Annotated in this window: 14 protein-coding genes and 1 other RNA gene; 4 read left to right on the forward strand and 11 right to left on the reverse strand. The window is 56.5% G+C overall.

Annotated elements, in window-relative coordinates; all coding sequences use genetic code 11:
* Positions 1 to 66: 66 nt before the first annotated feature.
* The 11 genes from OWK27_RS08145 to garL all read right to left on the reverse strand — a co-directional run bounded on the left by OWK27_RS08145 (position 67) and on the right by garL (position 13,859).
* Positions 67 to 1,368: a serine dehydratase subunit alpha family protein gene (locus OWK27_RS08145; RefSeq protein WP_267590202.1), complete on the reverse strand. Its 1,302-nt coding sequence runs from the start codon at positions 1,366 to 1,368 to the stop codon at positions 67 to 69.
* Between the two features lie 20 nt (positions 1,369 to 1,388).
* On the reverse strand, positions 1,389 to 2,720 hold the full coding sequence (locus OWK27_RS08150) for an amino acid permease (protein WP_176609411.1): 1,332 nt from the start codon (positions 2,718 to 2,720) through the stop codon (positions 1,389 to 1,391).
* 274 nt (positions 2,721 to 2,994) lie between these two features.
* A complete protein-coding gene (gene pflB, locus OWK27_RS08155) occupies positions 2,995 to 5,289 on the reverse strand; it encodes a formate C-acetyltransferase (RefSeq protein WP_267590203.1) in 2,295 nt (764 codons plus the stop codon).
* Positions 5,290 to 5,304: 15 nt separating this feature from the next.
* Positions 5,305 to 6,513 (reverse strand): propionate kinase, encoded by a 1,209-nt coding sequence (gene tdcD / locus OWK27_RS08160; RefSeq protein ID WP_267590204.1) that lies wholly within the window; start codon positions 6,511 to 6,513, stop codon positions 5,305 to 5,307.
* 30 nt (positions 6,514 to 6,543) lie between these two features.
* Positions 6,544 to 7,875: a threonine/serine transporter TdcC gene (gene tdcC / locus OWK27_RS08165; protein ID WP_267590205.1), complete on the reverse strand. Its 1,332-nt coding sequence runs from the start codon at positions 7,873 to 7,875 to the stop codon at positions 6,544 to 6,546.
* Positions 7,876 to 7,885: 10 nt separating this feature from the next.
* Entirely contained in the window at positions 7,886 to 8,875 is a 990-nt protein-coding gene (gene tdcB / locus OWK27_RS08170) for a bifunctional threonine ammonia-lyase/L-serine ammonia-lyase TdcB (RefSeq protein WP_148418359.1), read from the reverse strand.
* Positions 8,876 to 8,971: 96 nt separating this feature from the next.
* On the reverse strand, positions 8,972 to 9,892 hold the full coding sequence (tdcA, locus tag OWK27_RS08175; protein WP_148418358.1) for a transcriptional regulator TdcA: 921 nt from the start codon (positions 9,890 to 9,892) through the stop codon (positions 8,972 to 8,974).
* Between the two features lie 673 nt (positions 9,893 to 10,565).
* An RNA gene (rnpB, locus tag OWK27_RS08180) (RNase P RNA component class A) lies at positions 10,566 to 10,942 on the reverse strand.
* A 32-nt stretch (positions 10,943 to 10,974) separates the two neighbouring features.
* Positions 10,975 to 12,120, reverse strand: coding sequence for a glycerate 2-kinase (gene garK / locus OWK27_RS08185; protein WP_252004110.1), 1,146 nt, complete (start codon positions 12,118 to 12,120; stop codon positions 10,975 to 10,977).
* Positions 12,121 to 12,176: 56 nt separating this feature from the next.
* Positions 12,177 to 13,067 (reverse strand): 2-hydroxy-3-oxopropionate reductase, encoded by an 891-nt coding sequence (gene garR, locus OWK27_RS08190; protein ID WP_267590206.1) that lies wholly within the window; start codon positions 13,065 to 13,067, stop codon positions 12,177 to 12,179.
* A gap of 21 nt (positions 13,068 to 13,088) precedes the next feature.
* Positions 13,089 to 13,859: a 2-dehydro-3-deoxyglucarate aldolase gene (gene garL / locus OWK27_RS08195; protein ID WP_148418355.1), complete on the reverse strand. Its 771-nt coding sequence runs from the start codon at positions 13,857 to 13,859 to the stop codon at positions 13,089 to 13,091.
* A 364-nt stretch (positions 13,860 to 14,223) separates the two neighbouring features.
* Between garL and garD the strand changes: the two genes are divergently transcribed.
* From garD to gatA, 4 genes are all read left to right on the forward strand, one after another.
* On the forward strand, positions 14,224 to 15,795 hold the full coding sequence (garD, locus tag OWK27_RS08200) for a galactarate dehydratase (protein ID WP_267590207.1): 1,572 nt from the start codon (positions 14,224 to 14,226) through the stop codon (positions 15,793 to 15,795).
* A gap of 173 nt (positions 15,796 to 15,968) precedes the next feature.
* Positions 15,969 to 16,823, forward strand: coding sequence for a tagatose bisphosphate family class II aldolase (locus tag OWK27_RS08205; RefSeq protein WP_267590208.1), 855 nt, complete (start codon positions 15,969 to 15,971; stop codon positions 16,821 to 16,823).
* A gap of 34 nt (positions 16,824 to 16,857) precedes the next feature.
* The gene (gatZ, locus tag OWK27_RS08210) at positions 16,858 to 18,129 is read left to right on the forward strand and encodes a tagatose-bisphosphate aldolase subunit GatZ (RefSeq protein WP_267590209.1); all 1,272 of its coding nucleotides are present in this window, start codon (positions 16,858 to 16,860) and stop codon (positions 18,127 to 18,129) included.
* A 13-nt stretch (positions 18,130 to 18,142) separates the two neighbouring features.
* Positions 18,143 to 18,610 carry a PTS galactitol transporter subunit IIA gene (gene gatA, locus OWK27_RS08215; protein WP_267590210.1) on the forward strand — a complete coding sequence of 156 codons (468 nt, stop codon included), beginning with the start codon at positions 18,143 to 18,145 and terminating at the stop codon, positions 18,608 to 18,610.
* The last annotated feature ends 21 nt before the right edge of the window (positions 18,611 to 18,631 follow it).

Genomic DNA, 18,631 nt, shown 5'->3' on the forward strand with positions numbered 1-18,631 from the left:
TAGGGGAGAGGGAACGATCGAGCCCCTCGCCCCTATGGGGAGAGGGGTTGGGGTGAGGGGAAATTTTTACACCTTACTCGCCATAATCTCAATAATCTGCCGATCCGTTGCCTGCATTGATCGGCAGGCTAACGCACACAGGTTCGAGATCGACTGCTCCACGTCGTGCGCCACAATGCCCTCATTGCCCGTCACGGCAGTATCGTCCAGCGCCATCATCACGGCCTTCCAGGCGCTCCCCACGCTGGTCGACACTTTCATCGCGCAGCTGTTGGACGCCCCATCGCAGATCATCCCGCTGACGTCGCCGATCATACTGCCGATCGCCATTGCTATCGTTCGGTAGTTTCCGCCCATCAGCCATGCCATCCCTGCGGCTGCACCCATTGCCGCCGTCGTCGCCGCGCACAGTGCGGACAGGCGCGGAAGCTGATAATGGATATAAATTGCCGACAGATGCGAGAGCATCAGCGCCCTCGCCAGCCGTTCGTCATCAGCCTGAACGTGCTCAGCCACCACCACCACCGGCATGGTGGCGGTGATGCCCTGGTTCCCGGAGCCCGAGTTGCTCATGGCCGGCAGCGTCGCGCCGCCCATACGGGCATCCGAGGCCGCGCTGGTGCGGATAACAATGTCTGAGCCCAGATCCTGCGCCACCCATCCGCGCGTGCGCTGCCTGTTGAGGGTCGCGCCAACGCGCAGCCCCCAACGGCCACGTAAACCTTCCCGGGAGAGCGCATCGTTCAGGCGCCCTGCATCAAGGATGAAGCGGATCGCGCTGTACGGCACCTGCTCCACAAACTCCAGGATTTGCGACAGCGTGGTGTTCGCGAGCACCGCCAGCGGGTCGTCCTTAGCCTGGCTCTGACGATCGTCAAGCGTGAAGCGGGTTTCCCCCTGGCAAACCACCTCTACCACCCGGGTATGCCCGCCCGCGATGGTTACCATGGCCGAGGACTCTCCGGCATAAACGCAGGCGCGTGAATAGAGGATCTCATCGCAGGGTTCCTGCAATTTAATCTGCACCAGGCCCGCTTTCAGCATCGCTTTGGCGCGCGCCAGCGCATCGGCCGATACGTCTTTCAGCACCTCCAGCCCGGCCTGTGCATTTCCGCCGAGCGCGCCAAGCGCCGCCGCGATGGGCAACCCGACCATGCCGGTGCCGGGCACCGTTACGCCAAGCCCGTTTTTCATCAGGTTTGGCGATACCCACGCCTCAATTCGCGTCACCTCACCGGACAGCTGCCCGGCAGCCATCGCGCAGGCCAGCGCCAGCGAGACGGGTTCCGTACATCCCAGCGCGGGCTTTACCTCTTCCTGCACGGCGCGAATAAAATGGTTCCATAAAGGATTAATTTGCTCAGACATCGTTACGACCTTATTTAACCTCATGAGAAGGCGAGGAAAGGAGAAACACAAAGCAGCAGCCCGGTAATCACAATAATGACCAGCGAAACGCCTTTATATTTGTGAAGTGCGGGCACTTTGTAGACCAGCCACGCCGGAATTAAGCAGCCCACCATCCCGAAAATAGGGCTACAGATGGAGGTGAAGCTCAGCACCGGCGCGTTTAAGACAATGGCGCTCCAGGCGAGCAGAATGGCGAAAAGCATAATGCCGCGCTGGACGGTACGTTCATTGATGCTTTCAGCCGGCATTTTGCGGCGCAGGATATTCATGACAATCCCCTGCGTCGCCTCGCGAAAGCCCAGATAAACGCCGAAGAAAGCGGTCATCACCGCAAAAATATTCAGGATAACGCTGACGATTTTGACCCAGCCCGCCCCCTCGCCGCTGATAAACTGTGCGGCAATCGCCAGGGCGGAAATATTCTGCTCATAGGCTTTTACCGCCTCGTCGTGGCCCATCGCGAGGGTAAAGGAGACGGCATAGAAGAAGACCGTTACAAACAGCACGCCAAAGGCAATGTTCATCGCCCGCAGCGCCTTGTGTCGCGCGACCTCAACGGATTTTTCCCGCGAGCGATAAGAGATCACCATCGGGCTTAATGTCTGAATAAACAGAATAGAGGTTAAGGTAAAGGGTAGCGTGATGATGGCATTTTTAATCAGCAGCCCCATCGGCGGAAGCATACCCACGTTTGCTAAATGCCAGAGGCCAATCATCGACAGCCCCAGCGCGGCCACGACAAACAGTTTTGTGAGCACCATCAGGCTGGAGACTTTAAACAGCAGCTTTTCGCCGCGTGAAGAAATGGCGACCAGAATGCAGATCAGGAATAAACCGTAGAACGGGTTTTCCGACAGCAAACCGTCCGTTACGCCAAAGGTGTGTAAATAGGATGCGCTGTCGTTGGTGATAGCCGTGGAATAAACAAACATCCAGATCACCAGCATCACGAAATAAAGCGCGCCTAATAAGATGCCCCAGTTTTTACCCAGATAACCGCTAATCACGCTCGGGTAGTCTTTGCATTCCGGGGATTCCGCCAGCGTATTAATAAACAGGCGCTGGAACATATACATTGCCGGATAACCAATTATCGACGAGAGCAGAAAGACCCACAGCCCCATTAATCCCACCTGCACCGGGAGAAAAACAATTCCCGCGCCGATGGCCATTCCAATACTCATGATGACCCAGCCCGTGTCGCTGCTGTCGAATTTAATCGCCTCTCGCCATTCGCTTTCGCTCATTCCCGCCCGCCTTGCCGCAGGGGAATCACTCACAATCACACTGCTTTTTGTTGCCGTATCCATTGGGCACTCGCTTAATTTGTAGGGTAAGTGTTTATTTTTTATTGGTTTCTGTTCGCCAGCGATGGCGAGTCAGAGGGTGCAGGTGCGTGTTGTTAGCGTGAGAAAATCATAGCCGGAGAGAGGGAGAAAAAAGTCACAAAATAAATAGGGCTTTTCTTATGCTGGAGGAAGATTTGCTTTTGAAGTACTCAATAAGGAGGATATTTTCTAAACGTGATGCTATTCACGAAATTAAAAGCCTCCCCAAAAGGGGGAGGCTCAGCCTTAGCCTGAATTACATCGCCTGCGTAAACGTCCTTGAAATCACGTCCTGCTGCTGCTCGCGCGTCAGGGCATTAAAGCGCACGGCGTAGCCTGAAACGCGGATCGTCAGGTTCGGGTAATTTTCCGGGTGCTCAATGGCATCCAGCAGCATCTCCCGGTTCATGACGTTAACGTTCAGGTGCTGCCCGCCCTCAATTGCCGTTTCATGGTGGAAGTACCCGTCCAGCAGCCCCACAAGGTTGGTTTTGCGCACCAGCTCGTCCTTGCCCAGCGCCTGCGGCACGATGGAGAAGGTATAGGAGATCCCATCTTTGGCGTAAGTGAACGGCAGCTTAGCGACCGAGGTTAACGACGCCACCGCTCCTTTCCTGTCGCGTCCGTGCATCGGGTTGGCGCCCGGCGCAAACGGCGTGCCGCCGCGGCGTCCGTCCGGCGTGTTACCGGTCTTCTGGCCGTACACCACGTTGGAGGTGATGGTCAGGATCGACTGGGTCGGCACCGCGTTGCGGTAGGTTGGCAGCGCCTGAATCTTCTTCATGAAGCGCTCCACCAGATCGCAGGCGATGCTGTCCACGCGGTCGTCGTTGTTGCCGTACTGCGGGTAGTCGCCTTCAATCACAAAATCGACCGCCAGGCCGGTGTGGTCGCGCACCGGTTTCACCGTGGCGTATTTAATAGCGGAGAGAGAATCCGCTGCCACCGACAGCCCGGCAATGCCGCAGGCCATGGTGCGATAAACGTCCCGGTCATGGAGCGCCATCAGCGAAGCTTCGTAGCTGTACTTATCGTGCATGTAGTGAATGAGGTTCAGCGCGCTGATGTACTGCACCGCCAGCCAGTCCATAAAGTGATCGAGGCTCGCCATCACGGTATCGTAATCCAGCACCTCATCCAGCAGCGGCTCGGTTTTCGGGCCGACCTGGATCTTCAGCTTCTCGTCCACCCCGCCGTTGATCGCGTAGAGCAGCGTTTTGGCGAGGTTGGCGCGGGCGCCAAAGAACTGCATCTGCTTGCCGATCACCATCGGGCTGACGCAGCAGGCAATGGCATAGTCGTCGCTGTTGAAGTCGGCGCGCATCAGATCGTCGTTCTCATACTGCAGCGACGAGGTGACGATGGACACCTGCGCGGCGTATTTTTTGAACGCGATCGGCAACCGTTCTGACCAGAGGATCGTCAGGTTAGGCTCCGGTGCGGGCCCCATGGTGTGCAGGGTATGCAGATAGCGGAAGCTGTTTTTGGTTACCAGCGTACGCCCGTCCAGCCCCATGCCGCCGATCACCTCCGTCGCCCAGATCGGATCGCCGGAGAAGAGGGTGTCGAACTCCGGCGTGCGCAGGAAGCGCACCATGCGGATCTTCATGATGAAGTGGTCGATCAGCTCCTGCGCCTGAACTTCATTCAGCCGCCCGGCCTGCATGTCGCGCTCAATGTAGATATCCAGGAACGACGCCGTGCGCCCCAGCGACATCGCCCCGCCGTTCTGGGATTTTACAGCGGCAAGATAGGCGAAGTAGACCCACTGCACCGCTTCCCGCGCGTCGATCGCCGGGCGTGAAATATCAAAGCCGTAGTTCGCCGCCATCTGCTGGATCTGGAGCAGCGCGCGCCGGTGTTCCGCCAGCTCCTCGCGCAGGCGGATCGTCGCCTCGAGATCTTCTCCACGCTCCAGCCTGCCCTGCAGATCGGCAAACTGCAGTTCACGCTCGCGCACCAGATAGCTGATGCCGTAGAGCGCCACGCGGCGATAGTCGCCGATGATGCGCCCGCGCCCGTAGCCGTCCGGCAGGCCGGTGAGCACGCCGGATTTGCGGCAGCGCATCATCTCCGGGGAGTAGACGTCAAATACGCCCTGGTTGTGGGTTTTGCGCAGGTCTGTGAAGAGATATTCAAACTGCGGATCCATCTCGCGACCGTAGGCTTCAAAGGAGCTGCGGATCATGTTGATCCCGCCATACGGATGCAGCGCGCGCTTGAGCGGCTTGTCGGTTTGCAGGCCGACGATCGTCTCAAGCTCCCGGTCGATATAGCCCGGTCCGTGCGCGGTAATGGTAGTAGCAATATTGGTGTCAAAATCCACCGGGGCGTGAGTGGCGTTCTCCTGGCGGATGCCGACCATCACCTTCTGCCACAGCGCCGTCGTTGCTGGCGTCGCCTGTGCGAGGAAGGCTTCATCGCCTTCATAAGGGGTGTAGTTATGCTGAATAAAATCGCGCACGTTAACGGCGTGTTTCCACTCTTCACCGCGAAACCCGGCCCATGCGTCGCTGTAAGGCGCGACGCTCGTATCGATTGTTACTTTCATCAGTTTCTCGCTTTATCAGGCGTAAGCCGCTGCCGGGGTAACCTTTCCAAGACGGAGGGCGTCCAGCGCGATCATTTTTTCTTCGTTGGTAGGGATCACCGCGCAGGCCACGCGGGACGATACGATGGATATCACGCGCTCACCCGCGCTGCCCGGCAGGGCATTTTTTGCCTCGTCGAGCGCGATGCCAAAGACGCACAGGCGTTCCGCTACCAGCGCGCGGATAAGCGTTGAGTTTTCGCCAATGCCGCCGGTAAAGATCACCCCATCCAGACGGTGCAGGGATGCGGCGTGACCGGCGATATGCCGCGCAATGCGGTGAACAAAGGTGTGTATCGCCAGCTGCGCCCGCTCGTTGCCCTCGTGCCAGGCTTTCTCCAGCACACGCAGATCTGAGGAGATACCGGAGATCCCCAGCAGTCCTGACTCTTTGTTGACCACCCGCTCCAGATCGTCAAAAGACTGGCCGGTCTGCCGGGCGATCCACGCCATCGCGCCAAAATCCACGTCGCCGCAGCGCGTGCCCATCATCAGCCCTTCCAGCGGCGTCATGCCCATGGACGTATCAACGCTTTCGCCGTTACGCACCGCGCAGATGGACGCCCCGTTGCCGAGATGGGCAATCACCAGACCGCTGTCATCGGGGGACAGCCCGAGAAGCGCGTGCGCCTGCCCGGCGACGTAGCGGTGAGAGGTGCCGTGGAAACCGTAACGCCGCACGCCCAGCGTTTCGAAATAGCGGTACGGCAGACCGTACAGATAGGCCTGCGGGGGCAGCGTCTGGTGGAAGCTGGTATCAAATACCGCCACCTGCTGCACGCCAGGGAACAGGCGCTCCGCCGCTTCCACGCCGCTCAGGTTGGCGTAGTTGTGCAGCGGCGCCAGCGGCGACACCTGGCGGATCTGCTCAATCACCTGTTCCGTGATCGGGATCGACTCGCTGAAGAGATCGCCACCGTGAGCAATGCGGTGGCCAATGAAGGCCACGCTGCTCATCAGGTCGCGCTTCTCCAGCTCCAGGGCGATGGCGGCCAGCGCCCCTTCATAGTCCTGGTGAGCCAGCCTGACCGGCTCACCCCCGTTCACGGAAATAAAGGCTTTTTCAGTGTTGATGCCGTCTGCAATGCCCGTCATCAGGGCATCGCAGCCTGCCGCGTCCAGCACTGAAAACTTAACGGAGGACGATCCGCAGTTAATAACCAGTACTACCGGAAACTCAATCATGCTATGGCTCCGCTCTTCCTGAGCTGTGGTTTAAAACAGTTTGTAGACGATGTTCAGAATGGTCAGCAGACCGACCACGGTAACGAAGATGTTCTCGGTGCGGCCTTTGTACTTCGCCAGCGCCGGTGCCTTGCGGATGGCGTACATCGGCAGCAGGCAGAGCAGAGAGGCGATGATTGGCGCCCCCATGGCTTCAATAAGATCAAGAATGTTCGGGTTCGCGTAGGCCACCACCCAGGTGGAGCCCATGATGAAGACCATGCTGATGGTGTTCAGCTTGCCCACGGAGACTTTCTTCTTGTCGCCCTTGTAGCCAAACTTGACGATCAGGCCGTTCAGCCCCTCCAGCGTGCCCAGGTAGTGGCCGAAGAAGGATTTGAAGATAGCGACCAGCGCGATGATCGACGCGCCATACTCCAGCACCGTGGCAAACGTGGATTTACTGCCTGACATCGACGCGAAGTGGTTCGCCAGGTACGAGAGCACCGGTATGTTCTGCGCTTTGGCGTCCGCCATGTTCTGCGGAGAGAGCGTAAACAGGCAGCTAAAGGCGAAGAACATCACCACGGCGACCATCAGCATGCTGGCGCGGCCGATGATTTTGGAACATTTCTGCTCGGTGAAATCTTTACCGAACTCCGGCTCGTACTCTTCGCGCTTGGAGACCACGAATGAAGAGACGATAGGCGAGAAGTTAAAGGAAAAGACCATGATGGAGATCCCCAGCCACACCGTGACCAGAATGCCGTCATGTCCGGTAAAGGCGATTTCGCTCAGGTTAACCTGGTCGATCACCTCCGAGTTCCAGTACGGGATCAGCGACAGGGAAATCAGGACCAGGCTGGCGATGAACGGGAACACCAGGTAGCTCATCACCTTCACCATCAGGTCTTTACCGAACCAAATCACAAAGGCCATCAGCAGCAGCAGGAACAGCGCCACCACGCCGCGGTTGAGCGCGGGCATCTGGAGCTGGTTTTCCCAGAAGGTCATGAAGGTGTTGGTAATGGTGACGCCGTAAATCCACAGCAGCGGGCAAATGGCAAAGAAGTAGAGGAAGGTGATCACCACCCCGCCGGTTTTACCGAAGTGCTCTTCCACCGTTTCGGTGATGTTGCCGGAGACGTTACTGCCGGACAGGCACAGGCGCGCCAGCGCCCGGTGGCAGTAAAAGGCAATCGGGAACGCAAGAACCAGCATCAGCAGGATAGGGATCAGGCCACCAAACCCCGCACGGATTGGGAAGAACAGCACGCCTGCGCCAATGGCGGTACCAAACAGGCCCAGCGTCCAGGTGGTGTCCGATTTACGCCAGGTGGAGGTTTTTGACTGGCCAACAATAATGCTTTCTGTGTTGCTCATAAGTCATCCTTTATGCGTCAACGAAGCCGGTAATTTGGGAAACACGGGAGAGATCGATATTGCCGCCGGAGATAATGCAGACGGTTTTTCGGCCCTGAATATAGTGGTCAAGCTTGCCGCTTAATAACGCCGCGCAGGCCAGCGCGCCTGCGCCTTCCGTCACCACTTTATTTCGCTGAATAAGGGCAATCATGCTGTTGCGAATATCGTCTTCGCTGACCAGCACAATGTCGTCGACCAGCTCACGAACGATTTCGAAGGTTAATTTACCCGGGCGAGAAACGTCGCAGCCGTCGGCTAACGTGCCGGTGACGCGATGGTTTATAATTTCACCGGCCTGATACGATGCCGCCATTCCGTGAACGTTTTCAGACTGCACGCCGATAATATTAATGGTCGGGTTAATAGACTTAATGGCCGTTGCAATACCGGCAATTAATCCGCCGCCGCCGATGGGGACAATGACGTTATCCACGTCGTATAAATCTTCGAGTATTTCGAGGCCGATGGTGCCCTGGCCGGCAATGACTTTCGGATCGTCGTAAGGCGGGATAAAAATACGGCCTTCCATCTCGACGATTTCGCTCACTTTGGCGATGGTGTCGTTGAAGTTCTCACCGTGCAGCACCACTTCCGCCGAGTAGTCGCGCGTGGCGGCGACTTTGGATTTCGGTGCCCCCATCGGCATCACCACCTTGCCGTCGATACCGAGCATGGCGCAGGAGAGCGACACGCCCTGCGCATGGTTTCCTGCGGAGCAGGCTACCACGCCTTTACGTTTTTCAGCGTCCGTTAACGAGCTTAACTTATTAAACGCCCCGCGTATTTTAAACGAACCGGTACGCTGCATATTTTCAAATTTCAGGAATATCTCGCCCTTACAGCGTTCGCTCAGGTAATTTGAGCGCGGCATACCGGTTTTATATATTTTTCCCGCCAGTCGTTTTCTGGCATCCTGAATATCGTCAATCGTCACCGGGAGATCGTAGGTAATGTGCATAATATCCTCTTTATAATAATTCATTGTTTTCAGGCAAAGTCAGGGTATCAGAGCGTTAAAAAGCGTCGCTCCGGGTGTTTTAAAACGTCATTATTTTTATCGTCGTCTTTCGATATTCATCGACGAATATTGTTTGGCCAGTTCAACCAGAACCGACGCCGATTTTTTAATACTGTAATTTTTCGACCACACGGCGGCATAACGCGCCACGGGTAATTCATCCTCAACCGGCAGAACGATAAACTGATCCGAACCGAATGGTGCAATCATGTCACGGGGGATCACCGTCAGATAATCGGCGTTAAGGACAAGGTTATAGATGGTGACGACGGAATCGGTCTGGACGATGTTTTCGATGCTGATGTGGTTGTCTTGCAGGGTATTCAGGAGTTCTTTGTAGTAGCCCATATCGGTTTGCGGCATCACCCACTGCTCATGCGTGAGCGATGCCAGCCTTGTCGGGCCGGTGCACGTTCGTGATTTACTCGCCACCAGCACAAACTCGGATTCAAACAGCGGCTCGACGTGAAGATCCTGAAGCAGCATGCCGTCGCTCAGCGTCCCAATGGCGAAATCCAGGCGGCCGTCGCGAATGGCGGGCAGGAACGACGAGAGCTGCGCTTCATACATCGAGACGCGCGCTTTCGGGAACACTTCCCTGAATTTCTTGATCATCTCAGACAGGAAGGTGAAGCCAATCAGCGACGGATAGCCAAAGGAGACGTCCATGACGGTGCTGAAGCTGAGGCTGTTGATTTCGCTCACCATGTTTTTCATTTCGCGGGTGATTGACTCAGCGTAGGACAGCAGCACCTGGCCTGCGGCAGTGAGCTTTACGCCAGTATTTTTGCGCACCATCACTTCCACCCCGAAGTAGGATTCGATATCGCTGATGATTTTGCTGACCGCGGGTTGCGTCAGGCCCAGTTGTCTTGCAGCAGAACCTATCGAGCCACTTTTAATGACTTCCTGAAATACTACGAGGTGCTGAGTTTTCGGTAGAATAATAGTATTCATAATATTCTGCGCTTATTTCCCTGTGACGCTGCGAATTCTACCCAATATCGTTTCAGGGGGTATGTGCTGTTACTCACAATTTGCCAGAACGCCTTTCTTTTCGACTCCTGAGAACGCATTTATAACAATATAAATCAATAGTTTATCTTTATGAAAATACGCTATTCCGCTGATATCGATCAACAAAAACAGGCCGGATAAATTTATTTTATGGCAATAACCTTGAAGACGTTTTTCGCATTATAAATATTAATAAAGACTATCTTTCAGACAATTAAAGGTTAATAAAGCAGCATTATTTCTTTAAAAGATTTTTGTGGTTTATCAACTTCGGCAGGAATATTTAGTGTGTCCAGGATGAAAGAGAGGGGGCATGTCACACATTCACTAGGAAAATGTTTTTGAATTCAATATCTGATTATCAAATGAGAAAAGACTATTTATCACACCGACAACAACCGCAACATACCATCAACACTGAAATTTTCGAATTTTATAGCGTTAAATTTTGTGATTGAGATCGTCTGCGGAAGATGAATAAAAGAAGATGCCTGATTAATAGTGAAATGTGCTTAGCGTCGCAAAAACGGGAATTGATGTCGCCCGGCGCGGCGCCTGCCAGGCCAGCAGGTGGCGGAAAGCACAAACCCCGCCGAAGCGGGGTTTCTTAAGAAGTTGAAGCTGACCGATAAGCCGGGTTCTGTCGTGGACAGTCATTCATCTAGGCCAGCAATCGCTCACTGGCTCAAGCAGCCTACCCGGGTTCAGTACGGGCCGTACCATGTGAACCCCTATTTGGCCTTGCTCCGGGTGGAGTTTACCGTGCCACGGACTGTTACCAGCCGCGCGGTGCGCTCTTACCGCACCCTTTCACCCTTACCTGATCCCGCTTGCGCGGGCCATCGGCGGTTTGCTCTCTGTTGCACTGGTCGTGGGTTTCCCCCCCAGGCGTTACCTGGCACCCTGCCCTGTGGAGCCCGGACTTTCCTCCCCTCCGCCCGTCTCCCCCGAAAGGGACGACGACGAAGCGGCGACTGTCTGGTCAGCTTCGGCGCGCAGTATAGAGGGTTTGCGCCCCGCTGTCACCCCTGGCTGCGCATGCCCACCTGCAATGTCGCGGCGATATTGCGCGAGGCGCGATAAATATTGTCATACGCACCGCGAAACGCCTCATCCAGTGAGCCGATGCTGGTCAGCACGCTGAACACTGCGTCAATGCCGTGCTGGTGTACCACGCCCACGTCCTGCGTCAGGCTTCCGGCGATGCCAATCACCGGCTTGTGGTATTTTTTGGCAACGCTCGCCACGCCAACGGGCACTTTGCCGTTAACGCTCTGGCTGTCGATACGCCCTTCGCCCGTCAACACCCAGGTGCAGTCGTGAATATGTTCCTCGAGGTTGAGCGCCTGGGTGACGATCTCAATGCCGCTTTTCAGTTCGGCCCCCAGAAAGGCCATCAGCGCCGCGCCCATCCCGCCTGCCGCCCCCGCGCCCGGCACCTGGTTGACGTCGATGCGCAGCGATTTCCCGATAACGTCGGCATAGTGGCTAAGGCTGGCGTCGAGTTCGAGGATCATCGCCTCCGTGGCCCCTTTTTGCGGGCCAAAGATACGCGACGCGCCGCTTTCGCCCACCAGCGGGTTTGTCACGTCACAGGCAACGCGGATCGCGCATCCCTGTAGCCGCGGATCGAGCCCCGAAATATCAATGCTATTAAGCGCCATCAGGCTACCGCCGCCGTAGCCGATCTCCGTTCCATTGGCATCCGAAAACCGCGCGCCCAGCGCCTGCATCATGCCAGCGCCCCCGTCGTTGGTTGCGCTCCCGCCGATACCGATAATGATATTGCGCGCGCCTTTATCCAGCGCACGGAGGATCAGCTCCCCCGTGCCCCGCGTTGTGGTAACAAGGGGATTACGCTGCGCGGGAGGAACGAGCACCAGACCGCTGGCGGCGGCCATCTCGATAAAGGCGGTTGTGCCATCCCCGGAGATCCCCCAGCAGGCGTTAACCTTTTCACCCAACGGGCCGGTGACGACTGCCTGCTGCCGGGTACCCTGCGTGGCGGCGATCATCGCTTCAACCGTCCCCTCCCCGCCATCGGCAACAGGGACAGAAACGTAGTGGGCATCGGGGAAGATTTCCCGAAATCCTTTTTCTATCGCCTGCGCAACCTCGGTAGCAGACAGGCTTTCTTTATATGAGTCTGGCGCGATTACGATTTTCATAGTGGTATGCCTGGACCGTAGGCCCGGTAAGCGCAGCGCCACCGGGCAGGACGTCATTAGCGAGCAATTTCAACCTTCGCCAGTTTTTCGTAATAGCACGCTAACGCGCTGTGATCGGCGGTACCAAGACCGTCCGTACGCAGCGCCTGCATCATCTCCATGACGGCGGCAGTCAGCGGCAGCTGCGCCCCCACGCCGTGTGACGTATCCAGCGCATTCGCCAGATCTTTAATGTGGAGGTCGATACGAAAACCTGGCTTAAAGTTACGATCCATCACCATCGGTGCCTTGGCATCCAGCACGGTGCTGCCCGCCAGACCGCCGCGAATAGCCTGATAGACCAGGTCCGGGTTAACGCCCGCTTTGGTGGCCAGCGTCAGCGCCTCCGACATGGCCGCAATGTTCAGCGCCACAATCACCTGGTTTGCCAGCTTGGTGACGTTACCCGCGCCAATTTCGCCGGTATGCACCACGGAGCCGGCCATCGCCTTCATCAGGTCGTAGTATTTGTCGAACACGGCCTTATCGCCGCCCACCATCACCGACAGCGTGCCGTCGATGGCTTTTGGCTCGCCGCCGCTGACCGGCGCATCCAGCATGTCCACGCCCTTCGCCTTCAGCGCCTCGCTGATTTCACGGCTCGCCAGCGGTGCAATAGAGCTCATGTCGATCACCACCAGGCCCGGCTTCGCGCCGTCGATGATGCCGTTCTCGCCCAGCGCGACCTCTTTTACGTGCGGGGAGTTAGGCAGCATGGTGATGATGACATCACACTGTTCGGCAATCGCTTTTGCCGTTGACGCCGCTTCCGCGCCAGCCGCAATTACCTCTGCCACCGCGTCTGAATTACGATCTAAAACCACCAGCGAGTAACCTGCTTTAATAAGGTTTTTGCTCATTGGTTTGCCCATGATACCCAGGCCAATAAAACCTACTTTCAGCGTCATAATCTGTTTCCTCAATGATGGTTATTTTTTAAAAGCGTCCGCTAATCTCTGCGTCGCCGCGCGGAATACGCCAAGGTCACTGCCCACGGCAACGAACGTTGCGCCCCACTCCAGGTAGCGGCGGGCATCGGCTTCGACCGGCGCCAGAATGCCGCACGGTTTACCGTGCGCTTTCGCGCGGGCAAAGATATGCTGGATTGCGCGCTGCACGTCCGGGTGGCCGGCATTGCCCAGGTGGCCAAAGGCGGCAGCCAGATCGCTCGGGCCGACGAAAATACCGTCCACGCCTTCGGTTGCGGCAATGGCGTCGACGTTATCGACTCCCTGCTGGCTCTCAATCTGAACCAGAATGGTGATGTTCTTGTTGGACCGGGCGAAATAGTCCGGCACGGTGCCAAACATGTTGGCGCGGTGCGAGACGGAGACGCCGCGGATCCCTTCCGGCGGATAGCGGGTAGCAGCCACGGCCAGCGCCGCTTCTTCTTGCGTTTCAACAAACGGGATCAGGAAGTTGTAGAAACCGATATCCAGCAGACGCTTGAGGATCACCGGATCGTTAGTCGGCACGCGCACTACCGGCGCGCTGTGGCTGCCTTTCAGCGCCATCAGCTGTGGAATAAACGTGCTGATATCGTTAGGCGCATGTTCGCCGTCCAGCACCAGCCAGTCGAACCCGGCCAGGCCCAGCACTTCGGTGCTGATGGGGTTTGCCAGCGCGGACCAGCAGCCAATCTGAATCTGGTGCGCCGCGAGGGCCGCTTTAAACTTATTCGGGAAGATATCGTTATTCATTTCTTATACCTTTTTAATTCCGCAGCTTTAGCCAGTATCTTTTTATTTATTCCGACGCAGCGTCAGCGTTATATTTATTTTTCTGACTGAATTCCGGCGTTATAAAATCGTCATTCAGTATAATCGTCACCTCACGCCAGCACATTGTTTTATTGCTCAATTATCAGGCATTGCATGAACACTATTTTGAGCATTTGCACAATGCAGTGCGCGCTGATGCACAGAATCAAGGATTAGTGATTCGGGAGCGATCGCGATCACATTCTCACTTTTCCTCTCCTGACATGCTTTATTTCTCAGATAAGAAACTATTAACCATCTGGCTATATTTAGAATCAGATATTTTGCTGGAGAACCGTGAACAATGGCCGATATTGAAATTCGACAGGCATCGCCGACGGCGTTCTATATTAAAGTGCACGACACCGATAACGTGGCGATTATCGTCAACGACAATGGCTTAACAGCAGGAACCCGGTTCCCGGACGGGCTGGAGCTGATTGAGCACATTCCGCAAGGGCATAAGGTGGCACTGGTCGATATCCCGGCGCACGGCGAAATCGTGCGTTACGGCGAAGTCATCGGCTATGCGGTGCGCCCTATCCCGCAGGGCAGCTGGATTGATGAGTCGCTGGTTGAGCTGCCCACGGCCCCGCCGCTGGAGACGCTGCCGCTGGCGACCCGGGTGCCCGAGCCGCTGCCTCCGCTGGAGGGATATACCTTCGAAGGCTACCGCAACGCGGACGGGAGCGTGGGGACCAAAAACCTGCTCGGCATCACCACCAGCGTGCACTGCGTGGCGGGCGTAGTGGACTACGTGGTGAAAATCATCGAGCGCGATCTGCTGCCGAAATACCCCAACGTGGACGGCGTGGTGGGCCTGAACCACCTGTACGGCTGCGGCGTGGCGATCAACGCGCCGGCGGCGGTCGTACCGATCAGAACCATCCACAATATCGCCCTCAACCCGAACTTTGGCGGCGAGGTAATGGTGATTGGCCTCGGTTGTGAAAAATTACAGCCAGAACGCCTGCTGCAGGGTACTGAGGATGTGAAAGCCATTCCGGTTGACGATGCCAGCATCGTTCGTCTGCAGGACGAGCATCACGTTGGTTTTCGTTCAATGGTCGACGATATTCTTCAGGTGGCAGAGCGCCATCTCGACAAGCTGAACAGACGCCAGCGTGAAACCTGCCCGGCCTCTGAGCTGGTAGTGGGAACACAGTGCGGCGGCAGCGATGCGTTTTCCGGGGTCACCGCCAACCCGGCGGTAGGTTACGCGTCGGATTTGTTCGTGCGCTGCGGCGCCACGGTGATGTTCTCCGAGGTGACCGAAGTGCGCGATGCTATCCACCTGCTCACGCCGCGCGCGGTCAACGAGGAGGTGGGCAAACGCCTGCTGGAGGAGATGGCCTGGTACGATAACTATCTCGATATGGGCAAAACCGACCGCAGCGCCAACCCGTCACCGGGCAACAAGAAGGGCGGCCTGGCCAACGTGGTGGAAAAAGCCCTCGGTTCAATCGCCAAATCCGGCCAGAGCGCGATTGTAGAAGTGCTCTCTCCGGGCCAGCGGCCAACCAGGCGCGGCCTGATCTACGCGGCAACGCCCGCCAGCGATTTCGTTTGCGGCACCCAGCAGGTGGCATCCGGCATTACGGTACAGGTCTTTACCACCGGGCGCGGCACGCCGTACGGCCTGATGGCGATACCGGTGATCAAAATGGCAACCCGCACCGAGCTGGCAAACCGCTGGTATGACTTAATGGATATCAACGCGGGCACTATCGCCACCGGGGAAGAGAGCATTGAGGACGTGGGCTGGAAGCTGTTCCACTTCATTCTGGATGTGGCCAGTGGCCGGAAGAAAACCTTCTCGGACCAGTGGGGGCTGCATAATCAGCTGGCGGTGTTTAACCCGGCGCCGGTGACGTGAGTTTACCGTAAACCTCCCTTAGCATGGCTTCGGCCATGCTTTTTTTTGCCCCGCACTTTCGAATGCTTATCTTTTATTTCGATTCTTTCATTTTAAGAGATCAATCACAAAAAAACGTTCCGAAACCCTATATTGTCTTTCGCATAAACAAAACGAAAGGTTTCGGAGGAAAGATGTATATCATCTCGTCGAAAGCGATGCTGATAAAGGCCCAGCGTGAAGGTTACGCGGTTCCGGCATTCAACATTCATAATCTTGAAACGCTGCAGGTGGTCGTCGAAACGGCTTCTGAGATGCGATCGCCCCTGATCGTCGCGGGTACGCCCGGTACGTTTAGCTATGCCGGAACCGGGAACGTGGTCGCCATCGCCAGCGATCTGGCCAAAACGTACAACCAGCCGCTGGCGATCCACCTCGATCATCATGAAGATATCGACGATATCGCGCAGAAGGTACGGAGCGGGATCCGCTCAGCGATGATCGACGGATCTCATCATCCGTTCACTGAAAACGTCGCGCTGGTAAAAAGCGTGACGGACTACTGCCACCGCTATGATGTGAGCGTCGAGGCCGAACTTGGACGCCTGGGCGGTCAGGAGGATGACCTGGTCGTCGACAGTAAAGATGCGCTCTACACCAATCCGCAACAGGCATACGAGTTTGTGACATTAACGGGCGTCGACTCTCTCGCCGTCGCGATCGGTACTGCTCACGGCCTCTACGCTGCCGAACCCAAACTCGACTTTGAACGTCTGGCGGCGATCCGCAATCAGGTCGATATCCCGCTGGTGCTGCACGGCGCCTCCGGCTTATCAACAGCCGATATCCGTACCGCGATTCGCCTGGGCATTTGCAAGGTGAACGTCGCCACAGAGCTCAAAATAGCCTTCTCAAACGCACTGAAAACCTATCTCGCTTCACATCCGGATGCCAGCGACCCGCGTCACTACATGGTGCCCGCCAAGCTCGCCATGAAAGAGGTGGTGCGCAAGGTCATTGCTGATTGTGGCTGTGAAGGAAAACTCTAAATACGAAAGCCTGTCGTCCCACACCGGAGGAAACGTGAAAGATATTATTGCTCGCCACAAGGCGGGAGAACACCTCGGCATTTGCTCGGTTTGCTCAGCCCATCCGCTGGTGATCGAGGCAGCTCTGCGCTTTGATTTGCAGACAAACAACAAGGTGCTGATTGAGGCCACCTCGAATCAGGTTAACCAGTTTGGGGGTTACACCGGCATGAAGCCGGCTGACTTTCGAGATTTTGTTTTAAATATTGCAAATGAAGTCGGTTTTCCTGAAGCGCGCCTGATTCTGGGCGGCGATCATCTGGGGCCAAACTGTTGGCAGAATGAACCTGCAGAGGCGGCGATGGAGAAATCCGTTGAACTGATTAAAGCCTATGTCGCGGCGGGATTCAGCAAGATCCACCTGGATGCCTCAATGTCCTGTGCCGACGACCCTGTCCCGCTCTCGCCTGACGTGGTTGCACAGCGCGCGGCGCGTCTGTGCCAGGCGGCAGAAGAGACGGCAAGCGACGCGCAAAAAGCCGTATTGACCTACGTCATTGGTACTGAAGTCCCCGTACCGGGAGGCGAAGCCAGCAGCATCAACAGCGTTCACGTCACCCGCGTGGAAGATGCCGCAAAAACCCTGGAAACACACCGCGTGGCCTTTGCCGCGCTCGGTCTGGACGACGCCCTGTCACGCGTCATTGCGATGGTGGTGCAGCCTGGGGTGGAATTCGACCATACGCAAATTATTCACTACCAGCCGCACGCAGCAGAGGCGCTTTCAGGCTGGATCCGTAAGACCCCGATGGTCTATGAGGCACACTCAACGGACTACCAGACCCGTCAGGCCTATCGCGCCCTGGTTCGCGATCATTTTGCGATTCTGAAAGTCGGCCCGGCGCTCACCTTTGCTCTGCGCGAAGCCCTTTTTGCTCTCGCTCAAATGGAGACCGCCCTCATCGCCCCGGAACAACGCAGCCATGTTGTGGACGTGATCGACGAAGTGATGCTGAACGAGCCGGATTACTGGAAGAAGTACTATCGCCCGACCTGGAGCCAGGCAATGGTTGATATTCATTTCAGCCTGTCCGATCGCATTCGCTACTACTGGCCACACCCTCGTATTCGCCAGAGCGTAGAGAAGTTAATCGCAAACCTGAGCGCCATCTCTCTGCCTCTGGGCCTGATTAGTCAATTTATGCCGGTCCAGTTCGAAAGAGTGTCGATGAATGCGATCGCGGCAACGCCGCAAAATCTCATCATCGACAAAATACAGGATGTATTACGCGCCTATCAGTTTGGCTGTACCCCTGAACACGTCTGACGCCGGAGAGTGTATGAGTCACGTTTTTGTCCGTACAGGAATTGAGTTTGAAAACTGCCAGCAGGCGCTGGCGCATATTGGCGAGGAGATGCTGGCAGAGGGTGTCGTGCATGCCACCTACCCTGCCGCACTTGTGGAAAGAGAGAGAAATTATCCCACCGGCATCGCCCTTGAACGGCATGCCGTTGCTATTCCGCACTGTGAAGCCGTACATGCTAAACGCCCCGCGATTTACCTGATTCGCCCGGATAAGCCGGTGAGCTTTCTTCAGGCTGACGGCGATGGCGAGGTCGCGGTTTCACTCATCATCGCGTTGATCGTTGAAAACCCTGCGGCGCAGATGACGTTGCTGCGCCGACTTTTTAGTGAGCTGCAAAACCCGGACGTGCTGGACATGCTGCTGGCGACGCCTGCAGAACATCTGGCCGACCGTTTCCAAAAGACGATCCTGGAGCCTGTCGCCTGTGCCCAGGCTTCATAACAGTCTGATAATAAAAAAGGA

This window comes from Enterobacter cloacae complex sp. 2022EL-00788 (assembly GCF_026627565.1).
GTDB classification, from domain to species: domain Bacteria; phylum Pseudomonadota; class Gammaproteobacteria; order Enterobacterales; family Enterobacteriaceae; genus Enterobacter; species Enterobacter pasteurii.